The organism is Phyllobacterium sp. NPDC097923, assembly GCF_044760925.1.
Classification (GTDB): Bacteria; Pseudomonadota; Alphaproteobacteria; order Rhizobiales; family Rhizobiaceae; genus Phyllobacterium; species Phyllobacterium calauticae.
In genome coordinates this window covers 784,842-798,780 of record NZ_JBIWBL010000001.1, presented here as the reverse complement: position 1 = coordinate 798,780, position 13,939 = coordinate 784,842, and the positions used below count along the sequence as shown (strand labels likewise).

The window sequence follows — 13,939 nt, the reverse complement described above, 5'->3', positions numbered from 1 at the left end:
CCTTGGGCGTTCCGGGATCAGAGCGGTACTGGAGGTCTCGTCCGATCAGATTGGGATTTATACGCCGGCGGAAGCCATTCCGTCGCGGACCTGCTTGCGCAGCTCGTCGATCGGCTTGAGCTTGCCGTCTTCCTCATAGTGCCAGAACGTCCAGCCGTTGCAGGCATCAAAACCCTGCACCTTGGCGCCCATGCGGTGGATCGAACCCGCATCGCCATTGCTGGCAACGGTTCCGTCAGCGCGCACGATGGCCGCATGACGCTGGCGAACATCACTCAAGACGACGCCTGGCTTCAAGAGCCCTGCTTCGACAATGCTGCCGAAGGCAACACGCGGCTCGGCCCGCTTGCCGGTCATCACCTTGAGTTCGGCACCGCCCAGTTCCTCGACCGAGGCAATCCGGCTCATCGCCGCGTCGATGTATTTCTGTTCCCGTTCAACGCCGACAAAATGGCGGCCCAGACGTTTGGCGACCGCGCCTGTTGTTCCTGACCCGAAGAATGGATCGAGAATGACGTCGCCGGGTTTGGACGAAGCCATGAGAATACGGGCCAGGAGGGCTTCCGGCTTCTGGGTCGGGTGGATCTTGTCGCCATTCTCATCTTTCAGACGCTCCGCACCGGTGCAGATGGGAAACAGCCAGTCGGACCGCATCTGCAGATCGTCATTGGCAGCCTTCATCGCTTCATAGTTGAAGGTGTAGCCCTTACCCTTCTGGTCGCGCGACGCCCAGATCATGGTTTCATGCGCGTTCTGGAAGCGGCGGCCACGGAAGTTCGGCATGGGGTTGTTCTTGCGCCAGATGATGTCGTTGAGCATCCAGAATCCGAGATCCTGCATGGTGGCGCCAACGCGGAAGATATTGTGATAGGAGCCGATGACCCAGATGGTGCCGTTCGGCTTCAGAACGCGGCGGCAGGCAAGCAGCCAGGCGCGGGTGAAGGCATCATAGGCCTGGAAACTGTCGAACTGGTCCCAATGATCGTCCACGGCATCGACCTTTGACTGGTCCGGGCGATGCAGATCGCCATCAAGCTGCAGATTGTAGGGAGGATCGGCAAAGATGACGTCGATCGAATGGTCGGGCAGACGATTGAGGGCGGCAACACAGTCGCCTTTCAGGATCGTGTCGAGCCAGGCGGATTGCGGCGCAGCCTGGGGCAGGTCATTGACGAGACGAACAACGGACATGGGATACTCGATTACTGGAGACGCGTTACTGAACTGACCTTATGGTTACCGAGCAGGGTAAACATCGCGTTAAAGCCGACGGATATCCGTGAATGAAAACAATGCGCTTTTCTTTGACGCATCGCCAATAAGAGTGTAGTCGATGCCGGTAATCCCCCAGACTTGACCCAAAGCTGCGCGATGCAGCTATTTTTCACGAACAGGTATGACGTAATGGAACCCCAGCTGATTATTTTCGACTGCGATGGCGTGCTCGTCGATTCAGAGATATTGGCCGCCGAAGTCGAATCGAAACTGTTGACGGAGTCGGGCTATCCGATTGAAGCCGAGGCCATCGCCGAGCGCTTTGCCGGACTGACCTGGACCGACATCCTCATTCAGGTGGAGAAAGAATCGGGTGTCCCGATTTCCGCGTCGCTGATCGAGGAATCCGCCCGTCAGATGGACCACAAGCTGCGCCATGAACTGAACGTCATCGAGGGTATCGAACCGGTCGTCGCCGCGCTCAAATACCCCAAATGCATTGCCTCGAACTCGACCAGTGCGTCGCTGAAGATGATGCTGGAGCAAAGCTCGCTCTACGAGCTCTTCGCTCCCAATATTTTCTCGGCGCGCGAAGTGGGAACCCGGAAATCAAAGCCGGCGCCGGATGTCTATATCTACGCCGCCAAGCATTTCAACGTCGATCCTGCCCGCTGCATCGTGATCGAAGACTCCGCGCATGGCGTGCATGCGGCGGTGACCGCAGGTATGCGGGTTATCGGTTTTACCGGCGGCGCCCACACCTATCCGGGCCATGCGGACAAGCTGACCGATGCCGGCGCTGAAACCGTCATCAGCCGCCACCGCGACCTCCCCGCCGTTATCGAGGCAATGGCGGTCTGGTCAGAGGCCGTCTAGGATCAGCTGATCCGGCAAAAACTTTGGTGCGTGGTTCGACAAGCTCACCATGAGGGAAGTGGTTTGGCTGCAATGCTAATCGCAAAGGTTGCAGAATATAACTCCCTGCAATCTTCACTCTCCCTCATGGTGAGCTTGTCGAACCACGCACCACGATTTCTGCCATTCAAACAAAACAAAAGGCACCGCCAAAGCGGTGCCTTTTTCATAAAGCCGGCGGCGCCAGCCTTATCTTACTTCTTCTTTTTCGTCTTGGTCTTTGCCTGGGAATCATCCGGGCCTTCGTCGAATCCGATGAAGACCTGAATGTCCTTCGCTGTCGGCGTCGGGAAGCTGACATTGGGGTCGTTGAAAATGAACTGCGATGCGGCCGAGGTATCGGTCGCCGAAATCGGCTGCCGGTAGAGCTTGGAATACAGCACATTCGATCCCTCCATCACAGCAACGCGGATCGGCATGGTCAGCGTGCCGGGGCTGAATTTCGGGCCGGGAACGACCTTGCCGGAAATGGCGACATTCATCCCGAGCGTACCGCCGTTGCGCTGGCAGGAGCGCGTCTCGTCGGCGATCGATGCCTGATAGATCAGGTTTTCCGGTGCCTTTGGCGCCTTGCCGTAATTGTTGAAGATGGCTGTTCCCTCGCGGATCGTCACCGGCGGGCAATAGGCGGTCAGTTCCGTTGCGGTGATACGCGCCTGTGCTTCCTGTACGGCCGGATCCTTCGATGCATCCTTGGCACCGCTGGTGGAGCATCCCGCAAGACCCACAGCGAAAATCATGCCGCAAAGTTGATAGAAGGGCAGAGATTTATGTGTTTCTGACTTCATGAACTGAACTTTCCTTGACGAACGGACCTGTTCTATACCAACGGTGAGGTAAGAATGCGACGGTGCTTTCCAGCTTTCTGCCACAGGAGTTGGCTGGCTCGCAAGCGCGGTACAAAAGGCGAATGATATGAAATATGCAAGCACTCGCGGAGAAGCGCCGGTTTTGGGCTTTTCCGATGCCCTTCTGGCTGGTCTGGCGCGCGATGGCGGCCTTTATCTGCCTCAGGAGTTTCCACAGTTTTCCCCTGAAGAGATTCGCGCCTTGCGCGGCAAGAGCTACGAAGAGGTGGCAATCCGCGTCCTCACCCCGTTCATCGCCGGCGATATCGATCAGGCGGATTTCGAGCGCATGGTGCATGAAGCCTATGCAACCTTCCGCCACAGGGCGGTCTGCCCACTGATCCAGACCGGCCACAATGAATTCGTCCTTGAACTTTTCCATGGCCCCACCCTTGCATTCAAGGATGTCGCCATGCAGCTGCTCGCCCGGCTGATGGACTACATCCTTGCCAAACGCGACCAGCGCGCGACCATTGTCGGCGCCACATCAGGCGATACGGGCGGCGCGGCCATCGAAGCCTTCGCCAATCGTGACCGCACGGACATCTTCATCCTGTTCCCGCACAACCGCGTCTCGCCGGTGCAGCAACGGCAGATGACGACATCGGCGGCGTCCAACGTGCATGCCCTGGCCATCGAAGGCAATTTCGACGACTGCCAGTCGCTGGTCAAAGGCATGTTCAACGACCTGAACTTCCGCGACTCCCTGTCGTTGTCGGGTGTCAACTCGATCAACTGGGCGCGCATCATGCCGCAGATCGTTTATTACTTCACGGCGGCGGTTGCCCTCGGCAGTCCGGACCGGCCGGTTTCCTTCACGGTCCCGACCGGCAATTTCGGCGATATTTTTGCCGGCTACGTCGCCAAGCGCATGGGTCTTCCCATCGACCGGCTGGTGATCGCAACCAACGATAACGATATTTTGACCCGGACAATCGAGACGGGAAAATATGAAACACGCGGCGTCTTCCACACCACCTCGCCGTCCATGGACATTCAGGTCTCGTCGAATTTCGAACGCCTGCTGTTCGAGGCGCATGGCCGCGATGCCGCAGCTGTTCGTCGCCTGATGGACGGCCTGAAGCAGTCCGGCAGCTTTACCATCGCCGACGCGCCGCTTGCGAAAATCCGCAGCGAATTCGATGCGGGACGCTCAACCACTGCCGATGCCGCCCTTGTGATCAAGGATGTTCTGGCACAATCGGGCTACCTGCTCGATCCGCATTCGGCCATCGGCCTGAAGGTCGCACGCGAAAAAGTCGGCGCCGGCGTGCCCAGCATTGTTCTCGCGACGGCGCATCCGGCCAAATTTCCCGATGCGGTGGAAGCCGCAAGTGGCGTTCATCCGGCGCTTCCGCTCTGGCTCGGCGACCTCATGCAGCGAAAAGAACAGTATACGGTACTTCCCAATGACCTTAGAAATGTGGAAGAGTATGTCAGCCGACGTTCAAGAGCGGCAAAGTAAGGAGCACTGAATGGGCGTTGAAATCAGTCGCCTCTCCAACGGTCTGACGATTGCGACAGAGACAATGCCGCATGTGGAGAGTGTAGCCCTTGGCATCTGGGTCAAGGCAGGATCACGTAACGAGGCGAGCAATCAGCACGGTATTGCCCATCTTCTGGAACATATGGCCTTCAAGGGAACGGAAAATCGCTCCGCCTGGAAAATAGCAGCCGATATCGAGGATGTGGGCGGCGAGATCAACGCCGCCACCAGTGTTGAAACAACATCCTTCTATGCCCGCGTCCTGCGCGATGACATGCCGCTGGCCATCGATATTCTCGCCGATATTCTCAACAGCTCCAAATTTGACGCGGAAGAGCTGGAACGCGAGAAAAACGTGATCATGCAGGAGATCGGCGCGGCGCATGACACGCCTGACGATGTGGTCTTCGACCGCTTCACCGAAACCGCCTTCAGCAATCAGACGATCGGACGCACCATTCTCGGCACGCCGGAAACCGTCCAGTCCTTTTCGTCAGCCGATCTGCGCCGCTATATGGATGACCAATACAGCGCGGAGCGCATGGTTGTTGTCGCTGCCGGCGGTGTCAAGCACGACGACTTCGTCCGGGAAGTAGAAAGCCGCCTTGGCTCTTTCCGGGCAAAGACGACGGCGCCGGAACCCGATGTCGCCCATTATGTCGGCGGAGACTTCCGCGAGCAGCGCGACCTGATGGATGCGCAGGTCGTTCTCGGCTTCGAGGGCCGCGCCTATCACGTGCGCGATTTCTATGCCTCGCAGCTCCTTGCCATGATTCTTGGCGGCGGCATGTCCTCGCGGCTGTTTCAGGAAGTGCGGGAAAAGCGCGGCCTGTGCTATTCGGTCTATGCCTTCCATTGGGGTTTCTCCGACACCGGAGTTTTCGGCATCCATGCCGCGACCGGACGCAGTCACCTGAAGAAGCTCGTCCCCGTCATCATCAACGAACTGCACGAAGCGGCCCGCAACATCGGGCAGGACGAATTGAACCGCGCACGGGCGCAGTACCGCGCCAGCCTGCTGATGTCGCATGAGAGCGCGGCAAGCCGGGCCGGACAGATTGCCCGCCAGATGCTGCTCTACGGCCATGCGGTTTCAACCGAGGAACTGGTGGAGCGTCTGTCCAAGATCACCACTGAACGCCTGACCGATCTTGCCGGGCGGCTGTTCATCGACGCATCGCCGACTTTGGCTGCCGTTGGTCCGATTGCCCCCTTGATGAAGTTCCCTGATATTCGACATGGGCTGGCAACGGCAACGCCGAGCCCACGAAAAATAGCGGTCTAGAGCGTCAACGGCACACCGCCATGATCGCCCTGCCCTTCCTGAAAAGCGCTTCGCCCTTGCTGCAGGGCGAACGGCTTTATCTGCGCCCCCCACAGGTTTCCGATTATCGGGCCTGGGCAAATTTGCGCGCGACGAGCCGGGATTTCCTTGCGCCATGGGAACCGCTGTGGGCGGATGACGATCTGGAACGCAGCGCGTTCCGCCACCGGATTCGGCACTATGACGACGAGGCTGCGGCGGGAACGGCGCATCCCTTCTTTCTTTTCCACAATTCAGATTCCCGCCTTCTCGGCGGCATCACGCTTGGCAATATCCGGCGGGGTGTCGGCCAAAACGGCATGATTGGTTACTGGATGGGCGCGCCCTATGCCGGACAGGGCTATATGAGCGAAGCGCTGCGCCTGCTGATATCCCATGCTTTTACCAAAGTCCGGTTGCACCGGCTGGAAGCCGCCTGTATTCCAAGCAATGAAAGATCGATCCGCCTTCTCGAAAAAGCCGGATTTCAGAGGGAAGGACTGCTACGCTCCTACCTGAAAATAAATGGTACGTGGCAAGACCATCTGCTCTTCTCGATCATAGAAGACGATGTGCGCGCCAAATAACAAAGGTTGAATTCGTGGCATCATTGACCGGACACATGCTGAAAGGCCTATCGAGGATTTTTGTCCTCCTCTTTTTGATGATGTCCATGCTGTCGGCTGCCAGCGCCTTTGAAACCATCAAGATCACCAAGGAAAGCACCGCACTCGATCTGTCCAAGGCCGTGGAGATTTACCGGAACCAGGGCGAGACCTTCCAGATTTCCACGGCGCCTGGCACCGACGGCATTGTCCGCCGCATCGAGGTGCAGGCCAATGACAGCCGCTCCACCGGCGACTGGGCGGCCTTCTCGCTGGCCAATCCCACCGATGAACAGATCGACCGCCTGATCGTCGCTCCGCATTTCCGCCTGGTCGGATCGGGTTTCATCTGGCCGGATCTCGGCTCGACGCGCATCACCTCCATCACCCCCAGCGAGGGCTTTGCCCTCGACAGGCAGGCCAGCGAAGACGCCGATATTTTCCTGGTCACCCTCAATCCGGGTTCGGTGATCACCTTCGTCGCCGAACTCGCCTCGCCCAACCTGCCGCAGGTCTATGTGTGGGAGCCTAATGCCTACAAGGACACGGTCAATTCCTACACGCTTTATCGCGGCATCCTGCTCGGTATTGCCGGTCTTCTCGCCCTGTTCCTGACCATTCTTTTTGTCGTCAAGGGAACATCACTCTTTCCAGCCACCGCAGCCATGGCCTGGGCGGTGCTTGCCTATATCTGCGTGGACTTCGGCTTCTGGAACAAGCTGATCGAGATCACGCCCGGCAATGAACAGGTCTGGCGGGCGGGCACCGAAGTGGCGCTTGCAGCGACACTGGTGATCTTTCTCTTCACCTACCTCAATCTCAACCGATGGCACGACAATTTCAGCTACGGCGCGCTGACCTGGATTCTGGGTCTCGGCATTCTCTCCGGTGTGGCCATTTTCGATCCGCCCATCGCGTCCGGCATTGCGCGCTTTTCCTTTGCCCTGACGGTGATCGCCGGCATCGTCCTCATCGGCTTCTTTTCATTCCGAAGTTACGACCGGGCAATCATGCTCATACCGACCTGGCTGCTCCTGCTTGTCTGGCTGCTGGGAAGCTGGCTGACCGTCTCCGGCATTCTTGCCAATGACATCGTCCAGCCGGCGCTCGGCGGCGGGCTGGTGCTGATCGTCCTCCTCATCGGATTCACGGTGATGCAGCACGCCTTTTCCGGCGGCGCCCTGCAGCAGGGGCTGTTTTCCGACGTGGAACGGCAGGCGCTGGCCATCATCGGTTCCGGCGACATCGTCTGGGACTGGGACGTGCCGCGCGACCGCGTCGTCACGACGCCGGACCTTACCAATTTCCTCGGTGCTTCGGCGAGTTCGCTGCACGGCGCCGTGCGCAACTGGCTGCCAACGCTGCATGCCGATGACCGCGACCGTTTCCGCACCACGCTCGACGTCATTCTGGAAAACCGCCGCGGCCGCATCTCACAGACCTTCCGCCTGCGCGCCAATGACGGCCACTACTACTGGTACACGCTGAAAGCCCGCCCGGTGATCGGTTCCGACGGTGAGATTGTCCGCTGCGTCGGCACCCTCATCGATGTCACAGAGCAGAAAAAGGCCGAAGAGCGCCTGCTGCACGACGCGGTCCATGATAATCTGACCGGCCTGCCCAACCGCGAACTGTTCCTCGACCGCCTCGGCTCCGTCATCACCATGGCGCAGACCGAAAGCAAGATCCGCCCGACCGTGTTCATCATCGACATCGACCGCTTCAAGCAGGTCAATGACGGGCTCGGCATGTCGGCAGGCGATACGTTCCTTCTGACCGTCTCGCGGCGCCTGCACCGCCTTTTGCGGCCGCAGGACACATTGAGCCGTCTTTCCGCCGATCAGTTCGGCCTTATCCTGGTATCGGAAGTCGAGCCGGCGCGCATCGCCGCCTTTGCCGAAGCCGTCAAACAGGCCATCCGCGCGCCCATTGCCTTCGCCAAGCGCGAAATCGTCCTGACCGCATCACTTGGCCTGATCACCTGGACCAGCGGCAGCACGGCCTCTCCGGAAGACCTCGTGAAGGACGCCGAGCTTGCCATGTTCCAGGCGAAACGCTTTGGCGGCGACCGGATCGAACCCTTCCGTCCGGCGTTCCGTGCGGTGGGCAGCGACAAGCTGCAGCTCGAATCCGACCTGCGCCGCGCGCTCGAACGCCACGAAATCCACATTGCCTATCAGCCGATCGTGCGGTTGGAGTACAACACCATTGCCGGTTTTGAAGCCCTGATGCGCTGGGATCACCCGCGCCGCGGCTCGATACCGCCATCCGAATTCATCCCGATTGCCGAAAGCTCGGGGCTGATCGTGCAGCTTGGCCTGTTCGTCATGCAGCATGCGGCGGAAGACCTCGTCAATTGGCAGCGCACCATCGGCGCCACGCCGCTGTTTGTCTCGGTGAACATATCGAGCAGCCAGCTGATCCGTCAGGATCTCATCGACGATGTGCGCTCGGTGCTGACCCAGACACAGATCGATCCGGCCAGCCTGAAACTGGAACTGACGGAATCCCTGATGATGGAGAATCCCGAGCGGTCCGCGCACGTTCTCTCCAGCATCAAGGCCATGGGCGTCGGTGTATCGCTGGATGATTTCGGAACGGGCTATTCGTCCCTCTCCTACCTCACCTCGTTCCCCTTCGACATGATCAAGATCGACCGGTCATTCCTCAAGGCCGAGCAGCCGCAGAAAGTCACGCTGCTGCGCTCGATGATCAGCATGGCGCATGACCTCGGACTGTCGGTTGTGACGGAAGGCATCGAGAATGAGAGCGACGCGCTGCAGTTGCGCCAGATGGGCTGCGAATATGCCCAGAGCTTCATGTTCAGCCCGCCGCTGACGCTCGATGTCGCGACAAAGCTGCTGCGCGAGCAGTTCCAGCAGTCAAAGGCATCGTAGGATCAGGCGTGGCCGGCGACGGTGGCGAGGCGTGACGGGTCAACGCCCATATGCGCCAGCAAACGGTCATACTTGCTCTCCAGGTCGGTGTCGAAGAGCAGTTCCTGCGGCGCGCGGCAGGTAAGCCAGCCATTGTTGGCGATCTCGTTTTCAAGCTGCCCCGCCGCCCAGCCGGAATAACCCAGGGTCATCAGGGCACAGCGCGGGCCGCGGCCGCCGGATATGGCGCGCAGAATATCCACCGTGCCTGTCAGGCAAATCTCTTCCGAAACCGGCATGGTGGAATCCGTCAGATAATCGTCGGAATGCAGGACAAAGCCGCGGCGCATCTCCACCGGTCCGCCATTGCGCACGATGAAATCGCGGGTGCAGTCAGGCAGCATGATGGCCTGATGTTCGTCGAGAACGCCGAGCTGCACGAGAATGTCGGAGAATTCCATCTCCTGGGGGCGATTGATGATCAGCCCCATGGCACCCTTTTCCGAGTGCGCACAGACGTAGATAACCGAACGCGCGAAGCGGCTGTCGTCCATTCCCGGCATCGCCAGAAGGAATTGACCATTCAGAAATCCGGTCTCTTTGTTCGCCGTTCTGAAAATATCCATCGAACAAAGGTATCAAGGATTGCGCAAATGACAACGGTTTTGAACGAGGAATTGTAAAAAGAGCCGCAATCCGGGCGCGTTCGCGCAGGATATAACGCGCGCCTCACATAGAAATGATGAGCAAATTCCGTGACATCCTTGATAAGGCCGAAAAGGCCTGCAATGGTCCGCGCATGAACACGAACACGCCCATTTTTCTCGCTGCAGCGTTGACTGTTGCGGCTTTTGCCTCGCCGTCACAGGCTGGAACCTCCGAGTGGACAAAGACACCCGGCGGCAGCGTCCGGCTGATTGTCGACAATCCCCAGAAGGGCGTAAGCGAAGTACACGGCGCGGTACAGATCAATCTCGATCCGGGCTGGAAAACCTATTGGCGTGAACCCGGCGATGCCGGTGTGCCGCCGGAACTCGCGCTCTCCCAGGAGGGCAACATCAAAAGCTATTCGCTCGGGTTCCCTGCGCCACACCGGTTTGAGGACGGCACTTCGAAGTGGTCGGGATACAAGAAATCCGTGGCACTGCCGGTTATCCTGACACTCGCCGACCCCTCCAAGCCAGCCCAGTTCAAGGGCCATGCGTTTCTCGGCATCTGCGAGGCGATCTGCATTCCCGTCACCGCCGAATTCGATATTTCCATCGACAACAGCCCGTCGGACGCGCTGACGAAAACGCTTGTCAGCGATGCATTTGCCGCCCTGCCCGACAAGGCATCGGCTTCGTTCGGCGTGAAAAGTGCGGTGCGCCGCGGTGATCATGTCAAGGTTACCGTTCAGCTGCCGACGGATCAGCCGCAGACCGACCTCTTCGTTGCCGGCGAAGGCGGCGTGACGTTTGGCATGGCGAAACTGAAAAGCCGCGAGACGACAACCGCCGTGTTCTCGGTGCCGGTTCTCACCGGCAAGGACAAGAAGGCCGTGACACTGAACTACACCCTGGTCCAGGGCGAGAAGGCGGTTTCAGGCAAGCTTGAGGCACAGGAATAGCACCAGTCTACCCTCGACTTTTGATCATGCACGCCCTATCTGCATAGGGCTAATTTTGTTCATATGGAGCCAATTCATGACAATCAAGGTAGGCGAGCGTTTGCCGGACGCCACGTTCAAGACAAAATCCGATGACGGTGTCAGCGAAGTCAGCTCAGACAGCCTGTTCAAGGGCAAGAAGGTGGTGCTTTTCGCTGTACCGGGTGCCTTCACCCCGACCTGCAGCATGAACCATCTGCCGGGCTATCTTGAAAACCGCGATGCCATTCTGGCCAAGGGTGTCGACACCATCGCCGTTGTCGCCGTCAACGATCCGCATGTGATGGGCGCGTGGGCCAAGGCCACCAATGGCGAAGGCAAGATCCAGTACCTGTCCGATGGCAATGCGACCTTCACCAAGGCTGTCGGCCTGGATATCGACCTTGCTGCCGGCACGATGGGCGTGCGCTCCAAGCGCTATTCCATGCTGGTTGAGGATGGCGTGGTCAAGGAACTCAACATCGAGGACTCGCCCGGTCAGGCTGTGACCTCAAGCGCAGCGACCCTGCTCGGCCAGCTGTAAACAGCGACAGAGCGAACTCATGCAAGGGGCCGGTCAGACCGGCCCTTTTGTTTGCTCAGGATTTGTTTTTGAACGGCGCCATGCCGGTTCGGGCGAGCTCATCGGCACGCTCATTCTCCGGATGTCCCGCATGGCCCTTGACCCAGTGCCAGACAACCTTGTGGCGTTTGCGTGCCTCATCCAGCGCCTGCCAAAGCTCGGCATTCTTCACAGGCTTCTTGGCGGCGGTTTTCCAGCCGTTGCGCTTCCAGCCCTCGATCCAGCCGGAAATGCCATCACGGACATAGACCGAATCCGTATAGAGATCGACCGAACAAGGCTCCTTCAGCGCGTTGAGCGCGGCAATGGCCGCCATCAGCTCCATACGGTTGTTCGTGGTATCCGCTTCACCGCCGGAAAGCTCTTTCTCATTGCCGTTCCAGCGCAGGACCGCACCCCAGCCGCCGGGTCCGGGATTGCCCGAGCAGGCGCCATCGGTAAAAACCTGTATCGACTTCACGAGGCGGCACCCGCTGGCAACAGGCCATATTCCTCAGCGGATTTGATCTGGCGATGGAAGCGCATGCGGCGGACATATTCCATCGGGTCCTTCTTGACGACGAAACTGCCCTCGGGAACGGTCAGCCAGTCGTAGAGCCGGGTGAGCATGAAACGCAGCGCCGAGCCGCGCGCGAGGATGGGCAGGCTCTCCGCCTCCTCCGCCGACAGGGGGCGAACGGAATTATAACCGCGCAGCAGTGCCGTGCCCTTGGTCAGATTGAAGGAATGGTCCTTTTCAAAGCACCAGGCATTCAGGCAGACCGCAACATCATAGGCGAGCAGATCCGTGCAGGCGAAATAGAAATCGATCAGGCCGGAAAGCTTGTCGCCAAGAAAGAACACATTGTCCGGAAATAGATCGGCATGGATGACACCGGCCGGCAGGTGTTGCGGCCAATGGGCTTCGAAGAAAGCCAGATCGGCTTCGGTCTCGCTGGCGAGGCCCGGCTCGACCCGATCGGCATTGGCCTTTGAATTGTTCCACAATGGCCGCCAGCCGGCGACGGAGAGCGCGTTCTTGCGGCGCATGGGGAAATCTGCTCCCGCCACGTGCATGCGCGCCAGCGCCTCTCCCAGCGCGTGGCAGTGCTGCACCGTGGGCCTGCGCATCCACATGCCTTCCAGGAAGGTCACGATGGCGGCCGGGCGGCCCGCAAGTTCACCGATGCTGGAACCGTTCTTCTGCCCGACGGGCAAGGGACAGCTGATCCCCTTCCCCGCAAGGTGCTGCATCAGCCCCAGAAAGAACGGCAGATCATTGCTGTTTACCCGCTTTTCATAGAGCGTCAGGATGTAGGAGCCCTTGCTTGTATGCAGCAGATAGTTGGAATTCTCGACGCCTTCGGCGATGCCCTTGTAGGAGAGCAGGTTGCCGATGTCATAATCCCGAAGGAAGTGCGCGAGATCGATTTCGTTGATATCGGTATAGACAGCCATAATCAGTGACTTCCGTTGACGAATGCCATGTCGCCGCTGGTCAGTTCCACATCGCGCAGATCGCGCATGACATGGAAATTCTCGGTTTCGATGGTCGTCTCGGCAAGTTCAATCGACACGGAATAGCGCTCCGAAAAGGACTGGATGATTTCATCGACAATGATTTCAGGTGCGGACGCACCGGCGGAGAGGCCGACGGTGGCAATATCGCCGATCAGGTCCCAGTCGATATCCGCGGCCCGCTGCACCAGCAGCGATTGCGAAGCACCGGAGCGCTCTGCAACCTCGACCAGCCGCTTCGAATTGGACGAATTCGGCGCACCGACGACGAGGAACAGATCGCAACCAGGCGCCGCTGCTTTCACAGCGTCCTGACGGTTTGTCGTGGCATAGCAGATGGATTCGGCCGCCGGCGCAGTCAAATCCGGGAAACGGCTCTGCAAGGCTGCGATGATCCCGGCGGTGTCATCGACCGACAGCGTCGTCTGCGTGACGAAACCGAGGTTCTTCGGGTCCGCCGGCTGATAGTTCTCAGCGTCTTCGATGGTTTCGATCAAGGTTACCGCACCCTCCGGCAATTGCCCCATCGTTCCGATGACTTCAGGATGACCGGAATGGCCGACCAGAATGACGTGCCGCCCAAGCCGCTGATGGCGCATGGCCTGCTTGTGCACCTTGGAGACCAGCGGACAGGTGGCATCGAGATAGAAGAGGTTCTTGTGTTCCGCGTCTTCCGGCACCGACTTCGGCACGCCGTGCGCAGAGAAAACCACGGGCTGGCTGCGATGTTCTGCCGGGATTTCGTCGAGTTCTTCGACGAAAACGGCACCGCGCGCCTGCAGACCCTGCACCACATAGCGATTGTGCACGATTTCATGCCGGACATAAACCGGCGCACCGTATTTCTTCAGCGCCAGGACGACGATCTGGATGGCGCGATCCACCCCGGCGCAAAATCCGCGCGGTCCGCACAGGCGGATTGTCAGTGGTTTCTTGTCAGCCATGGTCATAGGTCTCGCGGAAGTCGAAGCGTTGGATGTGCCC

13 protein-coding genes are annotated in these 13,939 nt (G+C 59.2%); 7 read left to right on the top strand and 6 right to left on the bottom strand.

Translation table 11 applies throughout. The features are described 5' to 3' along the window. Positions 1-57: 57 nt before the first annotated feature. Positions 58-1,191: a site-specific DNA-methyltransferase gene (locus ACIQWS_RS04035; RefSeq protein ID WP_346307058.1), complete on the bottom strand. Its 1,134-nt coding sequence runs from the start codon at positions 1,189-1,191 to the stop codon at positions 58-60. A 213-nt stretch (positions 1,192-1,404) separates the two neighbouring features. On the opposite strand from ACIQWS_RS04035, the gene ACIQWS_RS04030 reads away from it, so the two are divergent. Beyond that, positions 1,405-2,091: an HAD family phosphatase gene (locus ACIQWS_RS04030; RefSeq protein WP_223611522.1), complete on the top strand. Its 687-nt coding sequence runs from the start codon at positions 1,405-1,407 to the stop codon at positions 2,089-2,091. A 233-nt stretch (positions 2,092-2,324) separates the two neighbouring features. On the opposite strand, the gene ACIQWS_RS04025 is transcribed toward ACIQWS_RS04030, so the two are convergent. After that, positions 2,325-2,918: a hypothetical protein gene (locus ACIQWS_RS04025; protein WP_403170426.1), complete on the bottom strand. Its 594-nt coding sequence runs from the start codon at positions 2,916-2,918 to the stop codon at positions 2,325-2,327. Positions 2,919-3,045: 127 nt separating this feature from the next. Between ACIQWS_RS04025 and thrC the strand changes: the two genes are divergently transcribed. The 4 genes from thrC to ACIQWS_RS04005 are packed head-to-tail and all read left to right on the top strand — an operon-like array spanning position 3,046 to position 9,269. Further along, on the top strand, positions 3,046-4,443 hold the full coding sequence (gene thrC, locus ACIQWS_RS04020) for a threonine synthase (RefSeq protein WP_403170421.1): 1,398 nt from the start codon (positions 3,046-3,048) through the stop codon (positions 4,441-4,443). Between the two features lie 10 nt (positions 4,444-4,453). Beyond that, positions 4,454-5,749 carry a M16 family metallopeptidase gene (locus tag ACIQWS_RS04015; protein WP_403170416.1) on the top strand — a complete coding sequence of 432 codons (1,296 nt, stop codon included), beginning with the start codon at positions 4,454-4,456 and terminating at the stop codon, positions 5,747-5,749. A gap of 20 nt (positions 5,750-5,769) precedes the next feature. After that, complete coding sequence (locus ACIQWS_RS04010) at positions 5,770-6,354, top strand: GNAT family N-acetyltransferase (protein ID WP_403170412.1); 585 nt, start codon at positions 5,770-5,772, stop codon at positions 6,352-6,354. 35 nt (positions 6,355-6,389) lie between these two features. Next, the gene (locus ACIQWS_RS04005; RefSeq protein ID WP_403177472.1) at positions 6,390-9,269 is read left to right on the top strand and encodes an EAL domain-containing protein; all 2,880 of its coding nucleotides are present in this window, start codon (positions 6,390-6,392) and stop codon (positions 9,267-9,269) included. A 2-nt stretch (positions 9,270-9,271) separates the two neighbouring features. Here the strand turns inward: ACIQWS_RS04005 and ACIQWS_RS04000 are convergent, their stop codons facing one another. Next, the gene (locus ACIQWS_RS04000; RefSeq protein ID WP_223611527.1) at positions 9,272-9,874 is read right to left on the bottom strand and encodes a YqgE/AlgH family protein; all 603 of its coding nucleotides are present in this window, start codon (positions 9,872-9,874) and stop codon (positions 9,272-9,274) included. Between the two features lie 116 nt (positions 9,875-9,990). Between ACIQWS_RS04000 and ACIQWS_RS03995 the strand changes: the two genes are divergently transcribed. Beyond that, a complete protein-coding gene (locus tag ACIQWS_RS03995) occupies positions 9,991-10,857 on the top strand; it encodes a protein-disulfide reductase DsbD domain-containing protein (protein WP_346306378.1) in 867 nt (288 codons plus the stop codon). A 76-nt stretch (positions 10,858-10,933) separates the two neighbouring features. Beyond that, the gene (locus ACIQWS_RS03990; protein ID WP_346306379.1) at positions 10,934-11,419 is read left to right on the top strand and encodes a peroxiredoxin; all 486 of its coding nucleotides are present in this window, start codon (positions 10,934-10,936) and stop codon (positions 11,417-11,419) included. A 55-nt stretch (positions 11,420-11,474) separates the two neighbouring features. Here the strand turns inward: ACIQWS_RS03990 and rnhA are convergent, their stop codons facing one another. The 3 genes from rnhA to ispH are packed head-to-tail and all read right to left on the bottom strand — an operon-like array spanning position 11,475 to position 13,905. Beyond that, the gene (gene rnhA, locus ACIQWS_RS03985; protein ID WP_105737018.1) at positions 11,475-11,918 is read right to left on the bottom strand and encodes a ribonuclease HI; all 444 of its coding nucleotides are present in this window, start codon (positions 11,916-11,918) and stop codon (positions 11,475-11,477) included. Next, the gene (locus ACIQWS_RS03980; protein WP_403170403.1) at positions 11,915-12,895 is read right to left on the bottom strand and encodes a homoserine kinase; all 981 of its coding nucleotides are present in this window, start codon (positions 12,893-12,895) and stop codon (positions 11,915-11,917) included. Before ACIQWS_RS03980 ends, rnhA begins: the two co-directional genes overlap by 4 nt. Positions 12,896-12,897: 2 nt before the next feature. After that, entirely contained in the window at positions 12,898-13,905 is a 1,008-nt protein-coding gene (gene ispH, locus ACIQWS_RS03975) for a 4-hydroxy-3-methylbut-2-enyl diphosphate reductase (RefSeq protein WP_346306381.1), read from the bottom strand. Positions 13,906-13,939 lie beyond the last annotated feature (34 nt).

What these genes read in the sequence shown, in the direction of transcription:
- ACIQWS_RS04035 (WP_346307058.1), bottom strand. Translation starts at nt 1,191, where the DNA reads ATGTCCGTTGTTCGTCTCGTCAATGACCTGCCCCAGGCTGCGCCGCAA.
- ACIQWS_RS04030 (WP_223611522.1), top strand. Translation starts at nt 1,405, where the DNA reads ATGGAACCCCAGCTGATTATTTTCGACTGCGATGGCGTGCTCGTCGAT.
- ACIQWS_RS04025 (WP_403170426.1), bottom strand. Translation starts at nt 2,918, where the DNA reads ATGAAGTCAGAAACACATAAATCTCTGCCCTTCTATCAACTTTGCGGC.
- thrC (WP_403170421.1), top strand. Translation starts at nt 3,046, where the DNA reads ATGAAATATGCAAGCACTCGCGGAGAAGCGCCGGTTTTGGGCTTTTCC.
- ACIQWS_RS04015 (WP_403170416.1), top strand. Translation starts at nt 4,454, where the DNA reads ATGGGCGTTGAAATCAGTCGCCTCTCCAACGGTCTGACGATTGCGACA.
- ACIQWS_RS04010 (WP_403170412.1), top strand. Translation starts at nt 5,770, where the DNA reads ATGATCGCCCTGCCCTTCCTGAAAAGCGCTTCGCCCTTGCTGCAGGGC.
- ACIQWS_RS04005 (WP_403177472.1), top strand. Translation starts at nt 6,390, where the DNA reads ATGCTGAAAGGCCTATCGAGGATTTTTGTCCTCCTCTTTTTGATGATG.
- ACIQWS_RS04000 (WP_223611527.1), bottom strand. Translation starts at nt 9,874, where the DNA reads ATGGATATTTTCAGAACGGCGAACAAAGAGACCGGATTTCTGAATGGT.
- ACIQWS_RS03995 (WP_346306378.1), top strand. Translation starts at nt 9,991, where the DNA reads ATGAGCAAATTCCGTGACATCCTTGATAAGGCCGAAAAGGCCTGCAAT.
- ACIQWS_RS03990 (WP_346306379.1), top strand. Translation starts at nt 10,934, where the DNA reads ATGACAATCAAGGTAGGCGAGCGTTTGCCGGACGCCACGTTCAAGACA.
- ACIQWS_RS03980 (WP_403170403.1), bottom strand. Translation starts at nt 12,895, where the DNA reads ATGGCTGTCTATACCGATATCAACGAAATCGATCTCGCGCACTTCCTT.
- ispH (WP_346306381.1), bottom strand. Translation starts at nt 13,905, where the DNA reads ATGACCATGGCTGACAAGAAACCACTGACAATCCGCCTGTGCGGACCG.